The sequence below is a fragment of the Pseudoalteromonas sp. CO348 genome (assembly GCF_004208845.1).
Taxonomy (GTDB): domain Bacteria; phylum Pseudomonadota; class Gammaproteobacteria; order Enterobacterales; family Alteromonadaceae; genus Pseudoalteromonas; species Pseudoalteromonas maricaloris.
In genome coordinates, this window is sequence record NZ_SGPI01000021.1 from 121,157 (window position 1) to 147,727 (window position 26,571).

The 26,571-nt window shown below is 42.5% G+C and carries 25 protein-coding genes; 9 read left to right on the forward strand and 16 right to left on the reverse strand.

Annotated features, from left to right (window positions below; all coding sequences use genetic code 11):
• Positions 1-403 precede the first annotated feature (403 nt).
• Entirely contained in the window at positions 404-631 is a 228-nt protein-coding gene (locus tag EXT48_RS10740; RefSeq protein ID WP_130164461.1) for a hypothetical protein, read from the forward strand.
• Between the two features lie 169 nt (positions 632-800).
• Here the strand turns inward: EXT48_RS10740 and EXT48_RS10745 are convergent, their stop codons facing one another.
• The 6 genes from EXT48_RS10745 to EXT48_RS10770 all read right to left on the reverse strand — a co-directional run bounded on the left by EXT48_RS10745 (position 801) and on the right by EXT48_RS10770 (position 6,893).
• On the reverse strand, positions 801-1,127 hold the full coding sequence (locus tag EXT48_RS10745; RefSeq protein ID WP_010368987.1) for a YbaB/EbfC family nucleoid-associated protein: 327 nt from the start codon (positions 1,125-1,127) through the stop codon (positions 801-803).
• A 63-nt stretch (positions 1,128-1,190) separates the two neighbouring features.
• A complete protein-coding gene (gene dnaX, locus EXT48_RS10750) occupies positions 1,191-3,518 on the reverse strand; it encodes a DNA polymerase III subunit gamma/tau (RefSeq protein WP_130164462.1) in 2,328 nt (775 codons plus the stop codon).
• Between the two features lie 2 nt (positions 3,519-3,520).
• A complete protein-coding gene (apt, locus tag EXT48_RS10755) occupies positions 3,521-4,066 on the reverse strand; it encodes an adenine phosphoribosyltransferase (protein ID WP_130164463.1) in 546 nt (181 codons plus the stop codon).
• A 594-nt stretch (positions 4,067-4,660) separates the two neighbouring features.
• Positions 4,661-5,410 carry a DUF2063 domain-containing protein gene (locus EXT48_RS10760; protein ID WP_130164464.1) on the reverse strand — a complete coding sequence of 250 codons (750 nt, stop codon included), beginning with the start codon at positions 5,408-5,410 and terminating at the stop codon, positions 4,661-4,663.
• 2 nt (positions 5,411-5,412) lie between these two features.
• A complete protein-coding gene (locus EXT48_RS10765) occupies positions 5,413-6,249 on the reverse strand; it encodes a DUF692 domain-containing protein (RefSeq protein ID WP_130164465.1) in 837 nt (278 codons plus the stop codon).
• 155 nt (positions 6,250-6,404) lie between these two features.
• The gene (locus tag EXT48_RS10770) at positions 6,405-6,893 is read right to left on the reverse strand and encodes a hypothetical protein (RefSeq protein ID WP_130164466.1); all 489 of its coding nucleotides are present in this window, start codon (positions 6,891-6,893) and stop codon (positions 6,405-6,407) included.
• A 261-nt stretch (positions 6,894-7,154) separates the two neighbouring features.
• Between EXT48_RS10770 and EXT48_RS10775 the strand changes: the two genes are divergently transcribed.
• Both EXT48_RS10775 and EXT48_RS10780 read left to right on the forward strand, forming a co-directional pair.
• Complete coding sequence (locus tag EXT48_RS10775; protein WP_130164467.1) at positions 7,155-8,141, forward strand: tRNA-dihydrouridine synthase; 987 nt, start codon at positions 7,155-7,157, stop codon at positions 8,139-8,141.
• 37 nt (positions 8,142-8,178) lie between these two features.
• On the forward strand, positions 8,179-8,553 hold the full coding sequence (locus EXT48_RS10780; RefSeq protein WP_130164468.1) for a TraR/DksA C4-type zinc finger protein: 375 nt from the start codon (positions 8,179-8,181) through the stop codon (positions 8,551-8,553).
• On the opposite strand, the gene EXT48_RS10785 is transcribed toward EXT48_RS10780, so the two are convergent.
• The 10 genes from EXT48_RS10785 to EXT48_RS10830 all read right to left on the reverse strand — a co-directional run bounded on the left by EXT48_RS10785 (position 8,516) and on the right by EXT48_RS10830 (position 18,636).
• Positions 8,516-9,520, reverse strand: a complete 1,005-nt coding sequence (locus EXT48_RS10785; protein WP_240703375.1) for a hypothetical protein — start codon at positions 9,518-9,520, stop codon at positions 8,516-8,518. The genes EXT48_RS10780 and EXT48_RS10785 overlap by 38 nt on opposite strands.
• A gap of 51 nt (positions 9,521-9,571) precedes the next feature.
• The gene (locus tag EXT48_RS10790) at positions 9,572-10,831 is read right to left on the reverse strand and encodes a hypothetical protein (protein WP_017218010.1); all 1,260 of its coding nucleotides are present in this window, start codon (positions 10,829-10,831) and stop codon (positions 9,572-9,574) included.
• 10 nt (positions 10,832-10,841) lie between these two features.
• Positions 10,842-11,459, reverse strand: coding sequence for an energy transducer TonB (locus tag EXT48_RS10795; RefSeq protein ID WP_010369012.1), 618 nt, complete (start codon positions 11,457-11,459; stop codon positions 10,842-10,844).
• The gene (locus EXT48_RS10800) at positions 11,459-11,863 is read right to left on the reverse strand and encodes a biopolymer transporter ExbD (RefSeq protein WP_010369015.1); all 405 of its coding nucleotides are present in this window, start codon (positions 11,861-11,863) and stop codon (positions 11,459-11,461) included. The genes EXT48_RS10795 and EXT48_RS10800 overlap by 1 nt, the downstream gene beginning before the upstream one ends.
• A 14-nt stretch (positions 11,864-11,877) precedes the next feature.
• Positions 11,878-12,402, reverse strand: a complete 525-nt coding sequence (locus EXT48_RS10805; protein WP_045989885.1) for a MotA/TolQ/ExbB proton channel family protein — start codon at positions 12,400-12,402, stop codon at positions 11,878-11,880.
• Positions 12,402-13,763, reverse strand: coding sequence for a MotA/TolQ/ExbB proton channel family protein (locus EXT48_RS10810; RefSeq protein ID WP_026000992.1), 1,362 nt, complete (start codon positions 13,761-13,763; stop codon positions 12,402-12,404). Before EXT48_RS10810 ends, EXT48_RS10805 begins: the two co-directional genes overlap by 1 nt.
• Before the next feature lie 6 nt (positions 13,764-13,769).
• A complete protein-coding gene (locus EXT48_RS10815; protein ID WP_010369019.1) occupies positions 13,770-14,540 on the reverse strand; it encodes a DUF3450 domain-containing protein in 771 nt (256 codons plus the stop codon).
• A gap of 403 nt (positions 14,541-14,943) precedes the next feature.
• Positions 14,944-15,588 carry a CatA-like O-acetyltransferase gene (locus EXT48_RS10820; protein WP_130164469.1) on the reverse strand — a complete coding sequence of 215 codons (645 nt, stop codon included), beginning with the start codon at positions 15,586-15,588 and terminating at the stop codon, positions 14,944-14,946.
• 49 nt (positions 15,589-15,637) lie between these two features.
• Entirely contained in the window at positions 15,638-16,678 is a 1,041-nt protein-coding gene (locus EXT48_RS10825; protein ID WP_010369022.1) for a Glu/Leu/Phe/Val dehydrogenase, read from the reverse strand.
• Positions 16,679-17,109: 431 nt separating this feature from the next.
• Positions 17,110-18,636 carry a fumarate hydratase gene (locus EXT48_RS10830; RefSeq protein WP_010606398.1) on the reverse strand — a complete coding sequence of 509 codons (1,527 nt, stop codon included), beginning with the start codon at positions 18,634-18,636 and terminating at the stop codon, positions 17,110-17,112.
• Between the two features lie 164 nt (positions 18,637-18,800).
• Here EXT48_RS10830 and pabB point away from each other — a divergent pair, with 164 nt between their 5' ends.
• From pabB to EXT48_RS10860, 6 genes are all read left to right on the forward strand, one after another.
• The gene (gene pabB, locus EXT48_RS10835) at positions 18,801-20,150 is read left to right on the forward strand and encodes an aminodeoxychorismate synthase component I (protein ID WP_130164470.1); all 1,350 of its coding nucleotides are present in this window, start codon (positions 18,801-18,803) and stop codon (positions 20,148-20,150) included.
• Positions 20,140-20,700 carry a CoA pyrophosphatase gene (locus EXT48_RS10840; protein WP_130164471.1) on the forward strand — a complete coding sequence of 187 codons (561 nt, stop codon included), beginning with the start codon at positions 20,140-20,142 and terminating at the stop codon, positions 20,698-20,700. Before pabB ends, EXT48_RS10840 begins: the two co-directional genes overlap by 11 nt.
• A 169-nt stretch (positions 20,701-20,869) precedes the next feature.
• Positions 20,870-22,246 carry an L-serine ammonia-lyase gene (locus EXT48_RS10845; protein WP_010369030.1) on the forward strand — a complete coding sequence of 459 codons (1,377 nt, stop codon included), beginning with the start codon at positions 20,870-20,872 and terminating at the stop codon, positions 22,244-22,246.
• Positions 22,247-22,677: 431 nt separating this feature from the next.
• Positions 22,678-22,908 (forward strand): hypothetical protein, encoded by a 231-nt coding sequence (locus EXT48_RS10850; RefSeq protein ID WP_130164472.1) that lies wholly within the window; start codon positions 22,678-22,680, stop codon positions 22,906-22,908.
• 230 nt (positions 22,909-23,138) lie between these two features.
• Positions 23,139-25,481, forward strand: coding sequence for a S8 family serine peptidase (locus EXT48_RS10855; RefSeq protein ID WP_130164473.1), 2,343 nt, complete (start codon positions 23,139-23,141; stop codon positions 25,479-25,481).
• Between the two features lie 14 nt (positions 25,482-25,495).
• Positions 25,496-26,020 carry a hypothetical protein gene (locus EXT48_RS10860; protein ID WP_130164474.1) on the forward strand — a complete coding sequence of 175 codons (525 nt, stop codon included), beginning with the start codon at positions 25,496-25,498 and terminating at the stop codon, positions 26,018-26,020.
• Positions 26,021-26,571 lie beyond the last annotated feature (551 nt).

The window sequence follows — 26,571 nt, forward strand, 5'->3', positions numbered from 1 at the left end:
CCAAAAGTAGTCGCTATCTACAGCACTACTTATCAATGTATTTTAGACTTATGCCCTAATTGGCAGCGGCATAACCCTATAAATCTCTTATTTATCACCAATACACGCTTTGGTGTGCTATGCGCATATTGGGGAAAGGTGTGTTTAGGTAGGGAACATAATTAGGCACGGCTGAACTTAATCTAGTTTGACTTAGCGATACCATTATTTAGTGATGAGTTTGAGATAATTTATATTGCAATCAAACGGTTTATCTATGTCCCTATATCACCCTTTTTTAATTCTATTTTTGCTTTTCTTAAGCGAAGCGCTTGTAGGCGTCTAACGACTACGAAAGTGCTTTCAAAAGCTAGCATTTTTGAGACAATTTGTCAGTAACTTAATGTTAAGACAGGTGATTTTTATGGAGTTATTTAGCTTCTTGTTTAGTTCTTCCGTTTCAGTTTCTAATAGTGAGCCAAGTGTAAATGTAGATGGCTCACCAATGTGTGGCAATGTTGATATCAATGGAAGCCCATATGGAGTGACGTCCACAGACGATGGTATTGATCACAACTCGTGCTTTGATAATGATTTTTCTAGTTCGGATACCTTTGATGATTCAAGTTGTGGCGGGTTTGCTGATTGGTAGGCAAAGCATAATCATAATTTATTTTTTATTTGTAAGATGACTTCAGTAATGCTTGAGTTATGGGACACCTAATGTGTGTCTAAATATGTGTAATAATGATGACAGATACAATTGAGTTTTTTAAACAAAAAAATAGCGCCTGAAGGCGCTATTTTTATGGGATTCTAAATTAGAACGGCATTTTGAAGCCTGGAGGCATTTGCATGCCGCCGGTGACTTCTGACATGCGCTTTTGCGTTTCTTCACCTACGCGACGGACTGCATCGTTTACCGCAGCGGCTAGTAGGTCTTCGATCATGTCTTTATCGTCTTCCATTAGGCTTTCGTCGATTTCTACGCGACGTACGTTGTGGCTACCAAGCATAGTTACTTTAACTAAACCTGCACCTGCTTCACCTGTTACTTCTAGGCTCTTGATCTCTTCTTGGGCTTTTTCCATGCGCTCTTGCATTTGCTGCGCCTGCTTCATGATGTTGCCCATTCCGCCTTTAAACATATTCTGCTCTCTTATACTTCAATTTGGTTTACTGTGATAAAAGATAAGGGCTAACGCCCTTAATTACAATGCCTGAACGCTATTTTCGTCGAGCATTGCGTCAAATTCTTGGACAAATGCGCTGACGAGTGGATCGTCTCGCATCGCCGCTTTAGCTTGGACAAGCCTATGCTCATCTAATTGTTGCTGTACCAAAAACGGCGTGTTGTTTACCGTGTCGATATAGTTAATCTCAAGCGTTATTGGCTGCTCGAATAATGCGCTTAGGCTTTCTGTTAGTTTCTCTCTCAACACTGCGGAGTCTAAGTGCTGTTGACTCGCGTCTACTTGCAATTGTACCTGCGCGCCTTGCTGCGTTATCACGCTGTGTAATGCATACTGGCGAATCCGACCACCTAATTGCATCTTTTCAATCATGTTTGCCCAATCGTCGCTTTGGTGAGCAAACTTAATGTCACTGATTGGACTAACAAAGTTTTCCGGTGCAGGGATCTCCACTTGAATACTTTGTTCGTTATCATCTTGTTTTACCGGTGATAGCTGCTCTAGCAGTTCTGGCGCTAAATTTTCCGTAATAGGTTTATGGCGTTCTTGAAACGCTTCTTTCTTTTGCTTTTTTGGTGCCAAGCGAGGTGCTGCTGGCTGTGCGCGTTGCGGCTCAGGCTTATACTCAGGTGTGCTTACCGTCGTGGCTGGCGCTTGCTCTATTGGCATTGGCGCACTAGGCGCCTCAGACTTTTTTACCTCACCATTGGCTCCCACCAATCGACCCGCTCCAGAGATATTACGATTTTTTAAAATTCGTGCGATTGCTGACTGGGCTTGGTTTTGCTGCTCGGTAACACTTGCTGTAGCAGCAGGTTCTGAAGCGTTTTGGTTTTGCACCTTAGATCGAGGCCAATCCTCTTGGTTTTGCGATGCCATTTGCGCGTATGCAGCATCATCAACTGGCGCACTTTCATGATGATGTGCAGGAACTTGTTCTTGGAACCCCTGCTCTACCGCCTGTGACATGATGCTGTCGTATTGGTTGGCCATCTCCGCCTCAGATGACACAGAGGCAACTGGTGCTTGGCTTTGCGCAGCAGGCGTTGGCGACACTGGCTCATACTGTGTTGTTTGTTGCGTGGTTGATGTCGTTGCTTCTGGTGCATATGTAGGTGTTGCTGTCGGCTGTACCTGAGGTGATGCCGCTACCGTAGCGTTATCTTCCGTTGGCTTTTTTAACAGCGCTCGTAAATCCCCTACTTTGCTTTGCTTTTCAGAAGTCTCTTGGCTCACAGGAGCGCTAGGCACTACACTATGACTTTCTTTTTCGAACGCCATTAAGCGCAGCATGACCATCTCAAACCCAAGTTTAGGCTCGGGTGCCCACTTTAGGTCTTTTTTGCCATTCAACAGCAGTTGATACAACAACTGGCCCTGTTGCGGTGCTAATTGCTCGGCAAATAGCTTGATGTCGTTGTTATCAAAATTTGATAACCGCGCAGCACTAGGCACGAGTTGAGTGAGCTGAATAACATGCAATAACGCAATTAAATCGTCCAGCACACTGACAAAATTACCGTTTTGTAGTGCTATTTTTTCAATCGCATTGAGTAAGGCTTCACCGTCGTGGCATAAAATTGCAGACAGCAAAATGACCGCATGCGCACTATCCATCAGTCCCAGCATAGATTGCACTGCAGGCACCGTTAAATTGCCATTTGTTTGTGCAATAGCCTGATCGGTCAAACTTAGAGCGTCACGCATACTGCCATCAGCGGCTTTCGCTAACGTTTGTAGCGCTACTGGATCAAAGGCAACTTGCTCTAGCGGCAGGATTTTCTCTAGCTGTTCAACTATTTGTCCTTGTGTCATTGCGTTCAGATTGAACTGCAAACAACGAGACAGAATAGTCACAGGCAACTTTTGTGGATCGGTTGTGGCGAGCAAAAATTTTACATGCTCTGGCGGCTCTTCTAAGGTTTTCAGGAGCGCATTAAAACTGTGCTTCGACAGCATATGCACTTCATCGATGAGATAAACCTTGTAGCGACCACGAGTTGGTGCATATTGTACGTTGTCTAAGATTTCTCGCGTGTCTTCAACTTTTGTACGAGAAGCCGCATCAATTTCGATTAAATCGATAAACTTACCAGTTTCAATCTCAGTACAGGCACTACACTGACCACAAGGCGTTGAAGTAACGCCTTGTTCGCAGTTAAGGCTTTTAGCAAAGATCCTAGCAATGGTTGTTTTGCCCACACCACGTGTTCCTGTGAATAAATAGGCATGGTGTAAACGCTTTTCATTGAGTGCGTTGACCAGAGCTTGTTTAACATGCTCTTGCCCCATTAATTCATGGAAGTTTTGCGGACGCCATTTTCGCGCCAGAACCTGATAGCTCATGCTTATTCGCCTTCGAACTCTACAAGTGAAAGGATTGTGATCCCAAGATCGTTGATTTTCTTTTCACCACCAAGCTCAGGCAATGAAATAACAAACGCCGCATCAGTGGCTTCTCCGCCTAAGCGTTTAACCAGTTTGGCTGTTGCTTCAATAGTACCACCTGTTGCAAGTAAATCATCAACAAGTAGCACTTTATCACCTGCTTCAATCGCATCTGAGTGTAATTCAAGCGTATCTTCACCATATTCAAGCTGGTAAGACTGGCTGATCACCTCACGCGGTAATTTACCCGGCTTTCTTACTGGAATAAAAGGAATACCTAACTCATACGCCAATGGTGCACCGAAGATAAAACCACGCGATTCAGTACCGATGATTTTAGTGAAGCCGCCATCTTTATAAGCCGCAACGAACGCATCAATTGTTGCCTTAAACGCAGCTGGATTTGCTAGAAGTGAAGTCACGTCACGGAACATGATCCCAGGTTTTGGGTAATTAGGAACCGTCGCGATACTATTTTTGATCAATGACATATTCTCTGTCGTCATAATTGCTTTGCTTTAAGTTTATTACAAAAGAGTGAGATTATAACAATTTTCTATCCGGTTGAAACCGACTGAGTGACTTTGTGTGTCAGGATGGAGGAAAAGCGACCAATTTAGTGAGTATTTTATACCAATTAGCTTAATTAAGTGATCTATTTTGAGGCGAGAAAATCTTGTCGATAACAAGGCGAAAGTTTTGCGATTTAGTTGTTCTAAATGAGAAATTTTTAACGCAGTTAGCGTCAGATTTGCTCCTTCAAATTGAGCAAGTATTAAGACTAATTGGTATATATCTGTATACAATCGAAAAAGGCTGCATATAGCAGCCTCTAGGTAAATACGTTCAGCTTGACTTATGCAAGCGCTGTTGCCCAGCCTAGAATCGCGTTTAAACAGCCAATTCCAGCGAATACAGCAACAAATGCAAGGAAATACTTTGCATTGAACGGATCTTTAAAGTCACCTTTAGACATAGATACTACCTTTAATTTTACAACTCGCGCAAACTGCCTAGCAGCAGAAAGCATTGACTAGCGCCCTAGTCCGAGTTTAAGCACGACAAAAACAGGCCGTATAATAGTCGATGTTGCCAATAGCTTAAAGGTTTTTTGTTTTGATAATGCCAAGATCCGCGAATTCAGCTAGTGTATGCTGTGCCCCTTGCCGCAGCTGCGCAACGGTAAACTGAGGCACTTGCTCCGCTATAACATCCACAATGTCAGTGAGTTGCATACCATCATTGGCTTCAATCACTGACAACATTAAGGCCGTCATCGGGTTTAGTGCGACAAACTGAACATCGTCCTCTTCGTCTCTATACAATGCAAAGCTAAACGTTTGCCCTACTGTTTTAGTTGGCCTAAAGGTTTCACTGATCTGATGAACCGGATATTGATAATGTGCAACTCTGGCTGTACTTGCCAAGCTAATTTCAACATCTTTAAGTGCTTGTACTTCAATTGATAGCTCATTCTCTGCTTCAATAGTCGTTGCCACATCTAGCTCTAGCCACTCATAATGAGCAAGCTCTAACAAGAATTCAGGATCAACTTCAGTGGGCTCGTATTCTGTTTGTAAAAACTGCAAGAATTCGTTGCTAATCTCTAAAAAGTATGGCGAATGACAATCGTGCTTAACAAAAAACAGCCTAATTAACGCCAACCAATCTGCATTTTTATATAAGCTTTTAAGTACAGGAAACGCACTGCCAACAAAGCCTTCGACATTATTAAAAAACAGCTCTTGGTAGATTCTTAAGCGCCGGGCTTCTATGCCTTCAGGTGCTGGGTGGTTGTCTGGATCTCTAATATGCGCCATAAACTGCTGCTGAGTTTCTACAAAAGACATAGCTATACCTGCTCCAAGCGCTTTGCGTATTTGGCCTGTATTGCTGAAATTTGCCCCGCTTCTGCCAGTAATTCTGCCATAGGAGGAATATTAAAATCACGCTCTAGTAACGTCGGGAATACCCCATGCAGCTCATAAGCTTTTTCTAACAAGTCCCACACCGGCGAAGATACTTCAGCGCCGTGTGTATCAACGAGTAAGTCTTCGGCTTCCACATAATGGCCTGCGATATGGCCGTATACAATACGCTCGGTTGGCATAGCCGCTAAGAATTGTTCAGCATCGTAGCCATGGTTAATAGCGTTGACATATATATTGTTAACATCGAGTAGCAAATCGCAATCGGCTTCGGCTAATACCCCAAGGGTAAATTCCAACTCCGACATTTCTTGTCCAGGAGCGGCATAGTAAGAGACATTTTCTACTGCAATCCGGCGTTCTAGGTGCTCTTGGACGGCTCGGATCCGCTTAGCGGTATGATAGATTGCTTCTTCAGTAAAAGGGATTGGCATCAGATCGTACATATGACCCTCTCCCGAACAATAACTCAGATGCTCACTATAGGTAGCGATATTATGCTGGTTAAAAAATGTTTTGAGTTGGGATAAAAATTCGCGATCAAGCGGTGCAGGTGAACCCAGCGATAACGACAAGCCATGGCAGATAAAGGTATGTTGTTGCGTCAATGCTTGAAATTGCTTTGCAAGCTTACCGCCAAATTTTAGCCAGTTTTCTGGTGCAACCTCATAAAAGTCTACTTGCTTTGGCGGCGCATTGAGCACGTCATCGACCATTTCACGGCGTAAACCAAGTCCTAAGTTGCCTAACTGCACTGCCATATTTCTCTCACTTTAGACATTATTTTGAACTAATCAGAAGCTCGCATGACAGAGGCTTTGCTGTATGCATGGCTTCACTTTGGGATTACCCAATAGCGCCGCTTACCTTAACATAACTAGCTGCGCTATTGGGTCGAATACAATGGTATTCCTATTTAGTGGTTACCACCGCATTTACCTTCGCCGCATTTGCCTTCTTTTTTGCCTTTGGCATCACCACCACATTTACCTTCGCCGCATTTGCCTTCTTTTTTGCCTTTGGCGTCACCACCACATTTACCTTCGCCGCACTTACCTTCTTTTTTGCCTTTGGCGTCGCCACCACATTTGCCTTCGCCGCATTTGCCTTCTTTTTTGCCTTTAGCGTCGCCACCACATTTACCTTCGCCGCATTTGCCTTCTTTTTTGCCTTTGGCGTCGCCACCACATTTACCTTCGCCGCATTTGCCTTCTTTTTTGCCTTTGGCATCGCCACCACATTTACCTTCGCCGCATTTGCCTTCACCAGCGTCTAGTTGATAACCAGCGGTCATTGTTTCAAAACTAAATGGATTCGCATTTGCGTCTGTCGCGGTTAACCCCGCGGTACTCGCAACAACAGCGCTTAAAGTAAGGGCAATCGAGTTCTTTTTAACGGTATTCATAATGTTTGCTCTCTCAGAAATAGTAGATTCAATTAGTAGACCCAAACGTCTAAATATTTATTTCGCTAAACGTTTAAAAATTTTAGTTGCATTCGCTAAGTTGTGGTTTACATCCATTTATAGTCCATCTGTTGCCTTTTTGCTATTTGTGGATAACTAAGGGCGGTTGATGACTTGCAGCAAACAATTAGCTAAAATGTCGCGCTTTTCGATGAGTCATCAGCGACTCATTTTATTTTTGTTGTGTCTGAAGGTTAACACATGAAGCTTATTCTAGCGCCGATGGAAGGTGTAGTTGATTTTAAAATGCGCGAATTGCTCACAGATCTCGGCGGCTTTGATCTTTGTGTGACTGAGTTTATTCGCGTTGTTGATCTCACCTTTCCACGCAGAGTATTCACTAGATACTGCCCTGAACTATTAAATGGTGGCTATACCAGAGCCGGAACACCGGTACGAGTACAGCTTCTAGGTCAGGTTCCCCATGCGCTTGCAGCGAATGCACGAAAGGCCATAAAGCTTGGCTCTCATGGTGTCGATTTGAACTTTGGTTGTCCTGCGAAAACCGTGAATAAAAGCCGCGGCGGCGCGGTTTTACTGAAGGAACCTGAGCAAATCTATCAAATCATCAAAGCGGTTAGAGATGCGGTACCAGAAGAACATCAAGTAAGCGCCAAAATACGCCTTGGCTTTGACGATGATGCCAATAGCACTGAAATTGTCGATGCAGTCCAGCAAGGTGGTGCGTCGAGTTTGGCGATACATGCGCGTACCAAACGAGATGGCTACAAACCGCCAGCGTACTGGGAAAAGATCCCACCTTTACTATCAAGGTTAACCATTCCTGTCGTTGCTAACGGTGAGATTTGGCAAGTTGAAGATGCACTACTCTGCCAAACACGCAGCCAATGCCAAGATTTAATGCTTGGTCGCGGTGCGCTAGCCACCCCAGATCTGGCAGCAAAAATCAAAGCGCATGTTAACGGAACTCATTACACTCCACTCACATGGGAAAACGTGGTCTACCATATCCTCCACTCTTCCATGCATCAAGATGAGAATATGAGTGAAAAGTACTTTTCAGCTAGAACAAAACAGTGGTTAAGTTATTTGAAACGTCAGTATAGCGGCGCACATGTTCTTTTTGATGAAATCAAAACCCTTAAAAGCAAAGATGACGTCATGAAGGTGTTGCAGAAATACGCAATGTCTCCAGACCTTGATTCAAATCATAACAGTGAAGTTTGACTGAAATGATAATGGGGCGTCGGATAGGAGAGCGCCCATGAATGAAAACACACATAACTACGAGCAAAGCTTACAAGCTGAACTCGCTACACTTAGAAGCGACTTTTTAGGAGAGCTAAAAGCTTCACCTAATGAGTTTACTCATAACCTTGCCAATACCTTAGAGCTCAACCCACCCAATAAATGGCTTGATATCGTAATGGAAAAAATAAATCCCGAGCAGTTTCCGCTCTATGATAGGTTGATGAAAGTCGAAGCGGCATTATGCCAAATGGAGATCGGTCAGTTTGGTTATTGCTGTGATTGCGAGCAGACAATAGAGCTTGAGTTGCTAGAACAAGATCCAGCAACTCAACGCTGTCGCAGTTGTAAGACTAAGGCTTTAAGAAATGGGGATATGCAGCAAAAATAGTCGCCGGAAAATAGACTATATTAGCAATCAATTGTTGTGCTTGTTGTTCATTCAGCGCTAGTTTTGAGTTGAGCGCAACAAATGCTTGCTTTTGTGACCACCCTTGATAATGAATTCCTAAATCTACTGCCATTAAAGTCACGATTAGCGCTTTATGCTGCTCTATTGCCTTTGTACACTTTGCTACTGTAGAAGGCACATTAATAAATTCATCACGCCAGTTGAGCCCACTAATTCTTTGGCAATTAGCTGGCAATAACTCTAGTATATAAGGCTGTTGAGTATTAGGCATTGTATTGAGCACAATTGACTTACTCTTTTTCTCATCAATTTTTGATAACATTGCCAAAACTTTATTAGGCGACTCTTGAATAGCTCCGTAAAAATTTAGCTTTGATTGGTACCACTCTTTCCCATTAGGTAACTGATGCAGCCCAAGCATCGCCCTAGATTTATAATCATTTAAATAAGTCAGTAGCGTTGAACGTGATGGTGCGTCAATATTTGAATCTTCAAGTTGCTTTATTATGGCTTCCCGCTCAAACCGATTTAGGCGAATATTACTTTCATCGGCCTCTTTTAGTTTTGTTATTACAAATTTGAGCCACAGATCAAGTTCCTCAACACTCACTCTACTTTCTACGTTTTTAAGTACAGGGATATGACTAGGCCAAGGTAAGTAACGCTCTGGATATCGCTCTTGAATTCTTAAGTAGTCAAGCTCCTTATGCGCCATAACATCTGGTTCATTCAAACTACTTGATAATAAAGCGTGCCGTAACTGTAAATAGCCCTCTGTGAACGGTAAAACAGTAATATCATCCGTAGATGAATGACTTAAACTACTGTTAAGAGAAATTAAAGAAGTTCTGAGTTCCTGATAACTTACGACTGGCTTGTGCTCACTACAAGCGGATAGGAATATAAATGCGACCAAAGTAAGGCTGAACAATAAATGCTTTTTCATAATTTCACATTAAAACTTGAAATCAAAAAAGCCCCTTTCGGGGCTTTTTAATTAGAGGCTAACACCCCTACGTTGTGCTTTTTCTTTAATAAAGCTCGACCAGCTAATTGCAAATCTTCGAGTGCTAGGATCTTCCTTCGCCTTCAAAATTGCTGCATAAGCTTGTTTGAACTTATCTTGATAGTAGTAAGCTTCCGCAAGATCAGCATATGTACTGCCTTTCTTTTTGGTACCAAGCTCTAACGCTTTATTTAGTCTAACTACTGCTGCACTGTACTGCAGATTTTGCAGTAAAAGGCCACCTGCTCTTCCATAAAGTTCTGCGTCATCGTCAAATTTAGCAGCTTCTTCATAGTATTTAGCAGCATCACTGATGTGTTTAGCTTGGTGGTAATAACTTGCAAGCGCTGTCACGTTTTGCTTTGTACGTTCAATTTTGCCATCTTTCATAGCCTTTTCGAACGTTTGAGCTGCACGCCAAGGATCTTCTGTCAAAGAGTATAAGCTTCCAAGAATCTTATAGTCATTCTCTTTTTCAAAGTAACCTTTGCTATACGCCACCTTCATTACAGTCATACCTTTACTGTAATCTTCGGTTTGCAAATAAAAGCCACCTAGTTGTGTCCAAGCTTTCGGGTCTTCAGGGAAAACACGTACTAACTCTTCACCAACCTCTACAGCCTTTTTGAATTGCTTCAATTCAAAGTAAGCTGCAACTTTCATCAGATAATATTGTTTATTTGGCTCTTCTACACCTGCGATAGCTTTATCAGCTGGAGCAATAACATTAGTATACTGCTTTAACTCATAATAAGCTTGCGCGATACGACCGTGTACTTTAGGGTCATTTTCACCCGTAAAGTCCATCCACGCTTCATAGGCTTTGATACCTTCTGAGTACTTTTCAGTACCTAGCAGAAGATCACCAAGCAACTTCATAAGATCGCCTTGATCTTTAAAGTTAAGCGCATCAGGAGCAATAGCTAAACGCGTATACTTAATCGCTTCGCCGTAGTTTTCCTTTTGAGCATAGAGCTGACCTAGGTAACGGTTAACCGTTGCTTTATCGAAATCATCCGAAGGGTCAAGCTCGCGAAGCATTGCAATCGCTTCATCGACTTTTTCTTCGTTATATAATTCGAACGCTTTGGCAACTTTTTTACCTACTCGCTCACCCATGATCTTAGTTTTTGCCGCTTTACGCTTCTCTATTTCTTCATAGTTAGGCGCAGCAGAAACTGACTCTGAGTAAATGCCACCAGTCAATGCAATTAGAAGAGCAAGAGCTGTAAATTTGGGTAAACTTTTCATGCCTGCCTCCTTAATTACCTTGGTTTAGTGTGAAATCAAGCTGGACTGTAATGCCAGGTTGCTTCTGTGGCTTACCATCAACAACTTTAGGACGATATTTCCACTTACGAAGTGCACGCTTCGCTTCACGGTCAAAGATACGCTTTGGTTCGGCATCGATAATTTCAACATCTTCGACTCCACCTAGCTCATTGATTGTGAAAGATAAACGTACCCAACCTTCTTTGCCATCACGAGCGGCTTGAGGTGGATATTTTGGCTCAATTCGAACGATAGGTGTCGCATCACCATCACGGCCAAACTCGCCAGGTCCAGATAAACCACCTGCAGTACCACCTAGGTCAATGCTAGGCATGTTAAAGCCGATGTTACCCGCAGAAGGATCAGCCGTGTCTGGCTGAGGCGGCTGCGGTTTTGGCGGCTGCTTAGGTGGTGGCGGCGGCGGAGGCGGGACACGCTTCCGCTGCTGCACCTTTGATTCAGGCGGATTCGACATAATCTCGACTACGATTTGTTCTTTTTGTACATCTGCCCTATCTGCTCCTCCGGAGATAAGATATGACATGAAAAAGAACAAGCCGAGAGTTACTGCCCCACCTGCTAGAAGTGAAAACAGAAGTCGAATCATTACTGATCTCCAGCTATTGAAATCTTCAGATTGTCGCCAGTCGCTTTAATTTGGTCCATAACCTGAACAACTACGCCGTGTTTCGCGCCTTTATCGGCTTGAATAATAATCACGTCAGTAGGTTGTTCTGCCATTAGACTTTCAAGGTTTGCACTTACACGCTCAACATCAACTTGACGCTTGTCCATCCAAATCTCACCGTTTTCACGGATTGCGATAAAGATGTTCGCATTCTTAGTCTTTTGTGCCTGTGCCGCTTTTGGCTTGTTAACCTCAATACCAGCTTCTTTAACAAAAGAAGTGGTTACAATGAAGAAGATAAGCATGATGAATACGATGTCTAGCATCGGCGTCATATCTACTGCTGCATCTTCCTCTTCACGAAAACGTTGTTTACGTGCCATAGTTCAATCTCTCTCTAGTGATGAGGCAAGCTATCAACTAGCTTTTCTTTAGCCATTTTTGCACGTGCTTCTAAACGCGTACTAAAGAAAACACCTGATAGTGCCGCAACCATTCCAGCCATTGTTGGTATCGTAGCCATTGAAATGCCTGAAGCCATTAATCGTGCGTTACCCGTACCTTGAGTAGCCATCGTTTCGAATACTGTGATCATACCTGTCACCGTACCTAAAAGACCGATTAATGGACACATCGCAACCAATGTTTTGATAATCAACATGCGCTCATCTAATTTTTCAGACGCTTCAGAAATCCAAGCATCGCGGATTCTGTGTGCGTACCAAGACGTAGTATCTTGGCGGGCGTCCCACTTAGCAACGATATCCTTGTGTAGCTTAGGAAACTCGCCTAGTAGGAACCAATAGCGCTCAATCATTAAAACCCACATTAGAAAGAGTGCTATCGCGACCACGTATAATACATCGCCGCCTGTAGCAACAAAATCCCTGATAGATTCCCATATCTCCATCAGGACTAACATTAGGCTTTCTCCTTCTCCGCGTGAGTAGCAACAATACCTGCGCTTTGCTCATCTAGGATGTGTAGAACCGCTTTGCTACGACCGTGTACAACAGCGTGAAGTAGAATTAGAGGTAGAGCTGCAATAAGACCTAGTGCTGTAGTTACTAGCGCTAGAGAGATGTTACCTGCCATGATTTTCGGATCACCAGTACCGTAAAGTGTGATTGATTCGAATGTCATGATCATACCAACAACCGTACCTAGTAGACCTAGTAGTGGCGCGATAGCCGCTAAGATCTTAATGATGTTTACACCCATCTCGATACGTGGAGTTTCACGTAGGATAGCTTCATCAAGCTTAAGCTCTAGGTTTTCAACGTCTTGATCTTTGTTATCATGATAAACTTTCAAGATACGACCAAGTGGGTTGTTTGTGTTAGGGTTATTCGCGTTTTTGATTTGCGCTTTGATTTTACCGCTAACAATGAATAGGTCTAGCATACGAACGATAGCAATCAATGCACCCAAGATAAGTAGTGCTGTAATGATGTAACCAACCGTGTCACCTTGGTGCCAGCGCTCTTCCATCGTTGCACGTTGAGTATTAAGTTGTAGTAATGAACCACGAGTCGGGTCAACTGCAAACATAACGAACTGATTAGCAGGTGCACCGATCAAACGCTCAACACCGCCTAATTCACCACTTGGTTGCTTACCAAGAGGAACAATTTGCTTGTTCTCAGCATCGTAAATAACGTAGCCATCTTTAGTTACAAGGTTGAAGTTACCAACACGTGTTACTTCTTTGACGTTTACATCACCGTTTAGCTCAGCAACTTCAGCTTCAAACTTAGTTACTTTCGCAGACTCAGTCATTTCAGTTTGGAATGCAATCCAAAGGTCTTCAAGTTCACGAGTAGTTGGAAGCTCTTTCGCTTCAGCTAGTGAACGAAGCACTTCAGCACGCCCTGGCTTTTCAGCACTTACTAGTGAAGCTTCGATTGAACCGATAGCGTCAGCAGCTGAACGACGTACAACACCGAACATTTCACCAAGTGTACCTTTGGCATTTTCTAGCTCAACTTCTTTCTCAGCAAGCGTCACTTCGTTCTGTTTGAATTGTTCATTTAAACGCTCACCACGTGCTTTCTCAGCAGCTAGTTCACGCTTAGCTTTGTTCAACAATGCTTGTTTGTCAGCACGGTCGTTTAAAAACTCTTGCTCACGCTGCTTGTTGATTTTGCCTTCAGAGATACGGTTTTGTTTAACCTGCTCTAAAATTTTGTCTAAGGCTTCAGTGTTTGCGTGTGCATTTAGCGCGGCACCAGCAGAAACTGTTAACGCTGCAGCAACAGCAAAACCTTTAAATAGTTTCTTCATCATTAATTACTCCGCGCCAAAGATAGGTAGGTTTACAAGTTCAGGAGCCGCTTGCTTACGTGCAATACGGATCATGCTCTTAACTGGCTTAAGATATTCTTCGCCAAGTTGATCCCACTGCTTAGAGTCATTGTTCCAAACCCAAGCGTGCTTTTGGTCGAACGACTGGGCTACATATGCAATACGGCCAAGACGTGCGAAGTCAACATTGATGTTTTTGCCATTTTGCTCAAGAGAACCTTGGCTCGCAACCATTGTTGTGCTGTAGTCAGTTTCAATAGTGTAAGCTTCAAGAACTTGACGGAACTTCTCAGAAGTCGTTACAGACGAGTTAGTCATGATGCTGCGAAGTTTCTCAACGCGCTCTAGACGTGTTTCTTGATTAAACGGAACGTCCGCTTTGATGAATTGCTCAAGCGTATCGATCATGCGATACATCAAAGGCACAACGTCCTGTTTTGTCTTGTCAATAGTACCAATTTGACGCTCAAGAGACTCAATACCTGCATTTTGATCTGCTACAAGACGTGCAACGTGATCGTTATACACTTTAAGCAGTTCTGCTTCTTCAACCAGACCACGGTATTCCGCGATCATTTCTTGAGACTGACCGTAAAGGTTATCAATCTTTTCTTGAGACTTTTTAGCAGCCGTTTGAGTTTGTTGACCTACTTTTTGTATGTCATTCAAAGGATCTGCAATCACATTGCTGCTTGCAAAAGCTGTCGCGCCTAAAAGCGCCGTAGCTACAAGGCTCTTTCTGATTTTAACAGACATAGTTCCCAACCAATTAAGTAATGTTACTTTTATAATTTTCGCGCTCTCACCAACGTGAGAGCAACCCTGATATCATTTGACAGATATCAACCGTCCAATAATGCTAAATGCAACACGATGTGTCAACTTCACTGTGAAAACATTTTTTGTCAATAAATAAGTAATAATTATATACAAAACAAAAAATTAACATCAAAAACACAGCAAAAGATACACATCCTTTGTAAAACCAACCTTTTGCATACGCCGTTTACAATATTTTACATCAGATTTATTCCAATAAATTGAATAGATATTCCAAATAGAAATTGTGAATAACCTATCAAAACAGCAATATAAGCTAGATTTTTCATTGCACAGAACGCAAATTATTTCATCTTCTGCGAACTAACGCAAAATTTGTTTATCTATCCCAAATCGCTTGATCTATTTTTTCCTGCAGAATTTGAACGAATTCAGCGACGTGTAGACCATCCATTAAGGCATGATGGACTTCAATACAAAATGGCATCGTACCATCTGCTTTATTGTATTTTCCGAACACAAATTTTGGGATGCCGAAGTCATCTCGACTGTGTCTCGCATGACCAAAACTGGAAAAAGATAACCATGGAAGTATAGATACATGCACGCAATTTGGCACCTGACTTTCCGTTAAAAATTGCTCATTGACAAGCGGTCCATTTAGTTGCTCAGTTTTGCTATGAATATTGGCACTAATAAAGCGGTTGAAATCACTTTCAGGTGCAAGCCTTACAAATCTAAAGGTTTCATCCCCTCGCAGAAAAACACTGCTAATTTCTACAGCATCATATTCAACCACCTCTCCTGCCTCTATACGGTAACGAATAGGGGTATAGCTTTGTAATGCCAGTTGTAGTGCGTATAGGCAACTAAGAGAAAACGGAACGGCATTACGTTTACTCATTTCGTAAACTCTTTCCATTTGTAAGCTGACGGTAACGGTGAAGTAAGGTTGGGCAAAATCATTGAAGAACGAAAAGTGTTCTTGGCGAGGCCAAGTATCAAGAGGTATTTTCTTTTTCATACAAAAAAAGGGGCGCATGCCCCTCTCTGGTAATTAAACGGCGATGTTATTATAGACCGTTTTCAATAATCTCTTGAGCTAATTTATCAGCAATTATATGTGTTGAAACTTTCTCATCTTCAGAACGCTTAAAGATTTCGGTTAGCGTGTCGTAGATACCTTCAACGTGTTTAGTTGCTGCTGCCTCATCATAACCTTCAGGTTTTGTTTCATAGTAAACATTGATGATTCCACCAGCATTAATCACATAGTCTGGTGCATATAAAATGCCTTTTTCACGAATGATCTCACCATGACGCGACTCTGCAAGCTGGTTGTTTGCACACCCTGCAATAATCGTGGCTTTGATACGTGGAATAGTGTCGTCATTTACCGTAGCACCTAGTGCACACGGCGCATACACATCAACATCTAAATCATAGATTTCGTCAATACCAACAGCAGTCGCATTGAAATCATTGACCACTCGTTGCACTGACTCTTCGTTGATGTCTGTAACAAATAGCTCTGCACCCGCTTCATGAAGATGCTTACATAAAGTGTAAGCAACTGCACCCAAGCCCTGTACGGCAACTTTGATACCAGCCAAGTCTTGGTGACCATACTTATGTTGGTAAGCTGCTTTAATTCCAAGGAACGTGCCTAACGCAGTAAATGGAGAAGGGTTACCGCTTTTACCTTCAAGACCCATTACGTAGTTAGTTTCTTTATGCATTACCATTACATCACCGGTTGTGATGTTTACATCTTCAGCTGAGTAGTAACTGCCACCTAGACGGTCTAGGTGCTTACCAAACGCTCTGAATAGCGCTTCTGACTTGATAGTCTTAGCATCGCCAATAATGACAGATTTGCCACCACCAAATGGTAAACGTGCAACCGCATTCTTATATGTCATCCCTTTAGACAGACGCAGTACATCATATACTGCATCTTCATCAGAGGCATAATTCCATAGGCGACAACCACCTACCGCTGGACCTAGTTTAGTGTTATGTACCGCGATAATCGCTTTTAGACCTGATGCTTCGTCTGAACAGAATACGACTTGCTCATGGTTATCAAATTCAACTTGGTTAAATACAGCCACTTTCTTCTTCTCCAAAAATTATCTATCCCATACGGGTAAGCTCTTAAGTGTGACTTTGCGTTCAATACCACACTAAGGGCAAATAGCGCTGAAATTGGCAAGACTCTATCACTAACTCTAGCACCATTCCACAAATTGAGATGATATAAACCCAATTCAAAGTAAATACAAATATTTAATTTAACAAAAAAACCATATGAGAAAAAACAAACCATTAAAAAATTAAATAGAGGAATTTTAATTCAAGTTATTGAACTTTTCTGAAGTTACTGTTTACGTAAACGGAAGGTAAACAGTCATTGTAAACATATCCATACAAAAAAGGAGGCGTATAGCCTCCTAAGTAGTACTTCGGCTCCCAACTTAACACTGAAGCCGAATGTTTGAAGTGGAAAGTACCTATTTTGTACTCTCCATCAATGTATAGCTGATTAACTAAGTTTGCTATCTAACTCTTCAATTCGTGCTTTCCAAATTGCTGGGCCTTGGGTATGCGCATTCTCACCATTGCTATCAACAGCAACCGTCACCGGCATGTCCTCTACTTCAAACTCGTAAATAGCTTCCATACCTAAGTCTTCAAACGCTACAACACGTGATTTCTTAATTGCCTTAGCCACCAAGTACGCTGCGCCGCCTACAGCCATAAGGTACACGGCTTTATTTTGTTTGATTGACTCGACAGTTGCTGGACCGCGCTCGGCTTTACCAATCATGCCGATAAGACCCGTTTTCTCTAACATTAGATCAGTAAACTTATCCATACGTGTAGATGTGGTAGGACCTGCAGGTCCCACCACTTCATCGCCAACAGCATCCACTGGACCCACGTAATAGATGAACTTATTAGTAAAATCGACACCTTCTGGCAAGCCTTGACCAGAATTCATCATTTCTTGCAGACGTTTATGCGCTGCATCTCGACCAGTTAAGATCTTGCCTGAAAGCAACACCGTTTCACCCATTTTCCATTCTTGGATATCTGCTTTGGTCAAAGTATCTAGATTGACGCGACGCGTATCTTCACCCACTTCCCAAGTCACTTCTGGCCAATCTTCGAGCTTTGGTGCTTTTAGATCTGCAGGACCTGAACCATCTAGTGTGAAATGTACGTGGCGTGTAGCCGCACAGTTAGGGATCATTACCACTGGCTTAGACGCTGCGTGTGTTGGTGCTGTTTTGATTTTAACGTCAACAACGGTTGTTAAACCACCAAGGCCTTGTGCGCCAATGCCTAGCTTATTTGCACGTTCAAAAATTTCTAGACGCAGCTTTTCTTCTGCAGTTTCGGCGCCACGTTCCATTAGCTCATGGATATCAACCGGATCCATTAAAGATTCTTTTGCCAATACAGCCGCTTTTTCTGCTGTACCACCGATACCTATACCTAGCATACCGGGAGGACACCAACCAGCGCCCATTGTCGGTAATGTTTTTTCTACCCATTCAGCAACATCATCTGATGGGTTTAGCATCACCATTTTAGTTTTGTTTTCAGAGCCGCCACCCTTCGCTGCAATCATCACTTCAACTTCAGCACCAGGTACTAAGTCAATGTGTACTACCGAAGGCGTATTGTCTTTGGTGTTTTTACGGCTACCAGCCGGATCGGCAACGATTGATGCACGTAGTGGGTTATCTGGATTCATGTAGGCACGACGAGTTCCCTCATCTACCATTTGTTGTACCGTCAAGTCTGTTTTATCCCACTTAACGTCCATACCGACTTTAACAAAGCAGGTGACGATCCCTGTGTCTTGACACAGCGGACGCTTACCTTCTGCTGACATACGTGAGTTAATTAAGATCTGTGCAATTGCATCTTTCGCGGCCTTACTTTCTTCTTTTTCGTAGGCTTTTTCTAATGCTTGGACAAAATCAAGTGGGTGGTAAAATGAGATATATTGAAGCGCATCTTCAATGCTATCAATAAAGTCTTGCTGACGGATTGTACTCATGACGGTTCCTCAATTTTCGACGGTATTTTTTGGTATTGAAACTTTCGCTGGCAATTGTTGTTATTCAGCGTTAGAAAGTCAATTTCAATACCTTAAACTATGGAATAGCAGGTAACTATGATAACCTCCCCGCCCGTTTGGGGCTAGCTTTGCAGGTCAAGTAAATGATAAACGAGCGAATAAACTGTACGAAATTAGACATTAGGCACAATGCACTAGAATTATTTGAACACTTTGCAAACGAATCTCAGGCTATCCTGTTAGATTCCAGCGATTCTAATCACATCAATAGCCGCTACGATATCATTGCGCTTGCACCAATTAATTTACTTGAAGCTAAAGACGGAAATGTATTTTTAGACGGCCAGCTGCAGAGTAGTTCTATTTTCACTATGATGAAAGATAAGCTTGCCCAGTTTAGTAATTGCAGTGCTCCCCATGATTTACCTTTTAATGGCGGTTGGCTTGGTTATTTTGGCTATGATCTCGGCCGTTATATTGAACACATACCACATTGTGCAGAACATGATATTAAGCTACCCGACGCCTGTGTTGGCTTGTATCCAGACGCGTTAATTCATGACAAAGTACTCAAAGCTTGGTTTTATGTGTCACAACCTAATACACAAAGGCTAGAAATGTATTTGCAGCGGCTCAAAGACGCCTCAGCGTTCGAGCCATTTAGACTGACGTCACAGTGGCAGTCAAACATGAGTAGAACACAATACGAGCAAAATTTTGAGCGCATTCAATCTTATTTGCTAAGTGGCGACTGCTATCAAATAAACCTAGCACAACGATTCAGTGCGAGCTTTTCCGGCGCGCCGTGGTTAGCGTATAAAAAGCTTCGAAACCACAACCAAGCACCTTTCTCAGCATTTTTTAACTTGGGCGATAGTGCCATTGTTTCCGTGTCACCAGAGCGCTTCATCCAAGTTAAAGACAATATTGTAGAAACTAAGCCGATTAAGGGCACCTTGCCAAGGTTACCAAATACTGACGCCGATAAAGCGCAAGCTGAAAAACTGCGAAACAGCAGCAAAGACCGAGCCGAGAATGTCATGATAGTAGACCTACTACGTAATGACTTGGGTAAGGTAGCGGAGCCAGGTTCCGTCGCAGTTCCATCACTCTTCGCAATCGAGAGCTTTCCTGCTGTTCACCATCTAGTCAGCACGGTAACGTCTAAACTAGCAGAGGGTAAATGTGCTGTTGATCAACTCGAAGCCGCCTTCCCTGGTGGCTCCATAACAGGTGCACCTAAGATCCGCGCCATGGAGATCATCGAAGAGCTAGAGCCACACAGACGCAGCGTTTATTGCGGCTCAGTCGGTTACCTCAGCGCCTGTGGTAATATGGATACCTCTATCACTATCAGAACCCTAGTTTGTCATCAAAATAAGATACATTGCTGGGCAGGTGGTGGTATAGTCAAAGACTCTCAAGTGCAGTTGGAATTTGAAGAGACTTACCACAAAGTGAATAAAATCCTCCCGGTATTAAATGAAGATTGATCAGGTTATATCGCAATTTATGTTGGCACCCATCATGGCGCAAACACCAACCGCACTGCATACTCTAAAGCAAAGTGCGGTGCTTATTCCTATTGTTGATGTAAATGCTCGTGCGCACCTGTTGTTTTGCAAACGCAGCAGCGAATTACCGAGCCACCCGAGTCAAATTTGCTTTCCTGGCGGCAAAGTCGAACAACAAGATAGTAATATTATCAACACAGCACTGCGTGAAACCGAAGAAGAGATAGGTCTTACAATCTCTGAGTCTCAAGTACTGGGCATATTACCATTTATGCAAACGCTCACCGGATACCAAATCACCCCCGTTGTTGCTTCTGTACAACAAGATGCAACTTGGGTGAATCAAAGCGACGAAGTGCAACACACATTTACGGTGTCATTAAAGCAATTAAGCACGGCCAAGAATTGGCGAACCTTCCATTTTACCCATAAAGGCAAACCAGTTTCACTCGACGGATTTATGACACCGCACGGTTTACTGTGGGGTGCAACGGCAAAAATCGTCAAACAGTTCACCGCCCTATTTTAGCCCTTAACTGGTAAGACCTTTTTTAAAATCCACCTCCACCTTGCAGATCAGAGACCTTTCTATCATGCTTACTGCAAAATCTGGCATATACTTTTGCCGATTATGGGTTACTTCCCTAAGTAGACACGTTATGATGGCGTCCGTTTTAAAGGCAATGTGAGTAAAATTTATGATCAGTGCATTCGATATGTTTAGTATCGGTATTGGCCCTTCTTCCTCTCATACAGTGGGACCAATGCGTGCTTCTAGGTTATTCGTACAAGACCTTCAGGCACAAGGCATCGTTGATGATATCACTTCGGTGAAAGTGGAACTGTTCGGTTCTTTAGGCCAAACAGGTATTGGCCACGGCTCTGGTAAGGCTGTTATTTTGGGACTTGCAGGTTACGATCCTGAGACCATAGATGCAGATCTAGTACCAGAGATCTTAGAAACCATCGAAAATGAACAGGTTATCTATCTCGACAAGCAACATAAAGTAAAATTTCCTAAGCAAGGCGCGATTGTTTTTCACCGTCGAAAAACGCTGCCTAAGCACTCCAATGCAATGGAAATTAAAGCATATAAAGGCGAAGAGCTTGCTCATAGCCAAATTTACTATTCGATTGGTGGTGGCTTTATCGTTACCGATCAGAACTTTGAAGCTGAAAAGCAAGCTGCGCTAGATATCAGAACAGAAAACCCAGCACCTTACCCATTCAATTCAGCCGCCGAGCTACTGGAAATGTGTAAAGAGTCTGGGCTTAGTGTGTCTTCGTTAATGATGGCCAACGAGAAAACGCTACGTAAAGAATCTGAAATCAAAGAAACGCTATTCCACATCTGGCAAGTAATGAAAGCTTGTATTGAACGTGGTATGAAAACCGAAGGTATTTTACCGGGCGGTTTAAAAGTTCGTCGTCGTGCACCTAGCCTGTATTTAAAACTCAGTGTAGAAACGCACCAAGATCCGCTTCGCGCAATGGATTGGGTGGATTTGTTTGCACTGGCAGTCAATGAAGAAAATGCAGCAGGCGGCCGCGTAGTGACCGCACCAACCAATGGTGCAGCAGGTATTCTTCCAGCGGTGTTAATGTACTATCACACTTTTATCAAAGAAGTGGATATAGAGATTGCCACACGTTATCTACTTACCGCAGCGGCAATTGGGATCTTATATAAGAAGAATGCTTCTATTTCTGGCGCTGAAGTTGGATGCCAAGGTGAAGTAGGTGTTGCATGCTCAATGGCTGCTGGCGCTCTAACTGAAATAATGGGTGGTAACGTCATACACGTTGAGAACGCCGCCGAGATTGGTATGGAGCATAACTTGGGTCTAACCTGCGACCCTGTCGGTGGGCTTGTGCAAGTTCCGTGTATTGAGCGTAATGCGATGGGTTCTATTAAAGCCATTAACGCATCTCGCCTTGCTTTGCGCGGTACGGGCGATCAAAAAGTGTCACTAGATAAAGTGATTAAAACGATGCTTGATACCGGTAACGATATGAAAACCAAGTATAAAGAAACCGCGCGCGGTGGATTGGCAGTAAATATTATTGAGTGCTAACTGACAATTGTCAGTTCACTTTATAGATGACTTAATGGCATCATGATGGTAAATCATGATGCCATTTTTTATGGTGTATACAGATTAACTTACTGATTTTAGTTTACTCTTTATAAGCATGAATAATTAACTTTAGACCAGAGTAAGCGGCAAAATAGCGCATTGTGGTCAAAACCTTTATATAGCTACTGCCTGTTACAACAATAGAGTTTTTACGGTGACAGCACTTAACCATCTTGCTAACGCAAAAGTATCTATTGTCATTTTAGTAGAGGCTAGAAGCAGTAACCATGGAATGATTTTCACAAGATCCATGATAAATAAGCATTATCAGAAATTCAGGCTATTTACATCCATACGGTAATAGATGGATAAAATACGACTAAGCTAAATATCAACATCAATTATCAACAAAAAGGAGTAAATTGATTATGTCCGGCACTACGATGGTTTTTTTAATTGTACTCATTAGCGTGGGTGGAGGCATACTCAGCGAAATGTATAAACGACGTTTAGAATACAAAAAGTTAGATTCGCAAAGCCAAAAAGAACGAGACCAGTTGCACGCAGAGCTTAACGCTTTGAAATCAAGAGTTGTCATTCTTGAGCAGATTGTTACTGACGAAGGTTATCAAGTTAAAAAGGATATTAACAGTTTATAATAGCCACCCACCAAAGATTACAAACAGGTTAAATACTCCTCTAACCTGTTTGTTTTTTCAACAGCCACCACCCCTGTTTACATTTGTTTTCAAATATCCTAACCACATGATAATATAGATAAAATATATTTTCCGTTTACAAAATGGTTACAACGAAATCAATTATAAAATTGCTAACATAAATTTACTTGAGTACATTTGTTGCCGTAAAGATCACGAAGGTAAATAACATGAATAACAATAAATTCAAATATACTGCTTTATCTGCAGCGATAGTATTAGCACTATCTGCTTGTGGTGGTAGTGATAACAATAAGAACAGCTCAGCTCAAGAAGTAGATCAAGCCCCTCAAGCCGGCGTTACTCAATTAGAGAATGTTAAGCATTGGCAAACAACTTCAGGTCCAATTCAAGCCTCTGATGCTGATGGCGATAACCTATCAATTACAATATTTGATGGTGAAACTGAGATCACTCCAGAAAACAATGTTTATACTCTTTCACATGGTATTTTGACACTAAAAGGTATCAACACGTTTGACTACCTGTCAGTGACAGGCGAAGCGGCAACAATTAACTTCACAGTTACAGCAAACAGTAAATCTGCTAGTGGTAGCATCGAGATCCCAGCAGCCATTACAGATCCCCTAGCCAGCCAACAATGGCACTTAAACAACACCGGTCAGAAAGCATATGCACTAAGTGACGAAATGAAACAAGGTCTCGTCGACTTATATGTAGGCCGTGGAATAATGACAGAAGAAGAAGCCCAACAATATTGGGATAAAGAATTCGAAGAAGCAGAAACAAACATCTTAGTCGCTGGCGAAGATATGAATGTAAAAAATGCATTCGCTCAAGGTGTTACTGGTCAAGGCGTTACTGCGGTAGTAGTAGATTCGGGACTTGAAATTCGACACGAAGATTTAGCACCTAATGTGCTTCCGAATCGATCATTAAACCTTTTAAACGGCGCTTTGGACAAAACAGATCCAACAAGTACGGCAACCAATGGCGACCATGGTACTAGCGTAGCTGGCCTTATCGCCTCAAAAGGCTGGAATGGCTTAGGCGGCCGAGGTGTTTCACCCGATACAGGCCTCATTGGAATGAACTTATTGGCAAGCGGCGAAAAAACGCCGAAGCAAGAGCTATTAGTTCATGGTTTTCCTGGTTCAGGTATCACTGCAAGCGAATCTATTTCTGTGTTTAACCGCAGTTATGGCCTTACTTACCCAGTTCAATTTAGCTATTCAGAACTCGACGAAGCCATTGAGTCTTATCCAAACAGAAAGCTTCGCTCGGGTAAAGGAGCGACCAACGTAAAATCAAGCGGTAATAGCTTCGTGAGTGAGGACTTAGAAGGGTCATTCTGTGAAGATAATGGTGCAAATGACCTTGGGTTAACTTGTTACAATAGTAACAGTGAAAGTAGCCAAGGCCATCCATACTACTTTTCTATTGGCGCTGTTAACTCAAATGGTAAACACACAAGCTATTCAAGCGCTGGTTCTAACCTATTAGCTGCAGCCCCAGCCGGTGAATATGGCCGTTGGGCTCCAGCAATGGTTACAACCGACCCGATGACATGTTTGAGCGGTAGCTCAGGCTACACTGGTCGCACGATAGCTGGTTGGACTGGCGCTTATGGTGAAGAGTTTGCCGCAAGCCAGTATCCATTCGATTACCCTGGTCATCCTGAAAACCCTAATTGTAATTATCGTTCTTCTATGAACGGAACTTCTTCGGCAGCTCCAAATGCATCTGGTGTGATATCTTTAATCCTTTCAGCCAACAACGAACTAACTTGGAGGGATGTGCGACACATCATTGCATCAACTAGTACCAAGAATGATGCTGAAAATGCCTCTGTAACGGTACCTGTAGGTGATAACGAATTCGTTGCACATGACGGTTGGGTTGAGAATGCGGCTGGTTATAGCCATAATAACCTTTACGGATTTGGACGTGTCGATGCTGGCGAGGCTGTGAAAATGGCTAAGTCATACTCGAACGATTTAGGCGAAGAAGTAATCACTGATTGGACCGGCGCAGGCTCAGTAGTAGCAGAAGAATCACTTGAAATGCCAATCCCTGATAATAGCTTGGTTGGTGCGACATACAAAGTCACAATTGAAGATGATATCAAAGTTGAAGCAGCTCAGTTTAAACTAGACGTATTCAACGATGAATTCGGTATGGGAATGCAAAGTGGTGAAGATGTCCTTCAGTCTACTGCGGGATCCGATTTAGCGATTGAAGTTATCTCTCCAAGTGGAACTAGAAGTGTTTTACTGTCATCTCGACAAGCGTTGATACGCCCTGCATATGACCTTAGTGGAGCCGGCTTCCAGAACGGTTATATCCTGAAAAATGGGGTATTTTTATCAAATAGCTTCTATGGCGAATCAGCCAAGGGGGAATGGACAATTCGCGTGCTAGACGTTTCTGACAAATCATTTGCAACAGCTAGCACAGGCGATATTGTCTATAATGGTTACGTAAACAACTCTACACCATCAAAATTGATGGGTGCAGCTGTACGTATCTTTGGTCACCAGTCTGCTGAGTAATAGGAGTGTATATTATGAACAAGTTAAAAATCGCAGCACTAATTACGGGTTCACTATTCTTGACTCAAGCAGAAGCTAATGACAACTTGACTCCAAAAATGGAGAAGGTCAACAAAGTGGCAAGTTTTGAACAACCTGACTTTGGCGCTTATAAAATCATGTCTGATCATGCATTAGTTCCTGCAGCAATTGCAGATCCCAATGCTATTGTTAGCAAAAAAGGTAATAAAGCTTTGGTTAAGTCAACTTCGGTCAGCAAGTTGTTCACTAAAGGTTCTTTAGTAAAAAATATTTTTAATGGTGAAATTGCTCCTGTATCTGGCAATATTAACCTTCTATTGAAAGACGGTGCGTCTGCAAGCAATTTAGCAAGTGAATTCGGCGTTGCTGTTGAAAATACATATGACGGTGGCAGAATTGCTGTTGTTAGTGTAAATAGCAATCAAGATTTACTTGGTAAACTTGCCGAGCTGAAGCAATCGGGAAAGGTAGTTGAAGCTAAAATTGAAGTGTTAGGTACTTTATACACATCTAGATAACTTCACTGTTAAACACAGACTTTCTAAAGCCTCATGTCGAATGGGGCTTTTTTTGCACTCCGAAAGCCAACACCTCTGACGACATTACTTTCTACTTGGCCTCAAATTTGGCTAGATAAACGTGACCACCATATTTTGCATATCTCTTGCCTCCTCTTCTAGTTGGTTCATCCTGAAACCAATTTAATTTATTGAATTACATAAAGATCTAAACAATCTTACTATCCTAAAATTGCAGCTTTTTTGAACCTGATAACCAAAACGTTGTAATTTGAATGTAAAAAAGAAACCAAAACCATACATACAAACACCATAAAACCACCTGTTTCAAAGCAAGTTCATTGATATCATTTCACCGCGTCATAAACTCGTGAAGTCGTCCAAACTCATTGATTGATTGCGAATATAAGTTGAATTTAAACAGCACTATGGTGATAAAGGTGCTGGCACAATGCTTATTCACTAGCTCGCAGGTCTCGAATATCTTAAACAAATCTAAAAACTGTCTGACGAAAACACAGTAGCCATATGATGCGAAAATCCGTCTGGTA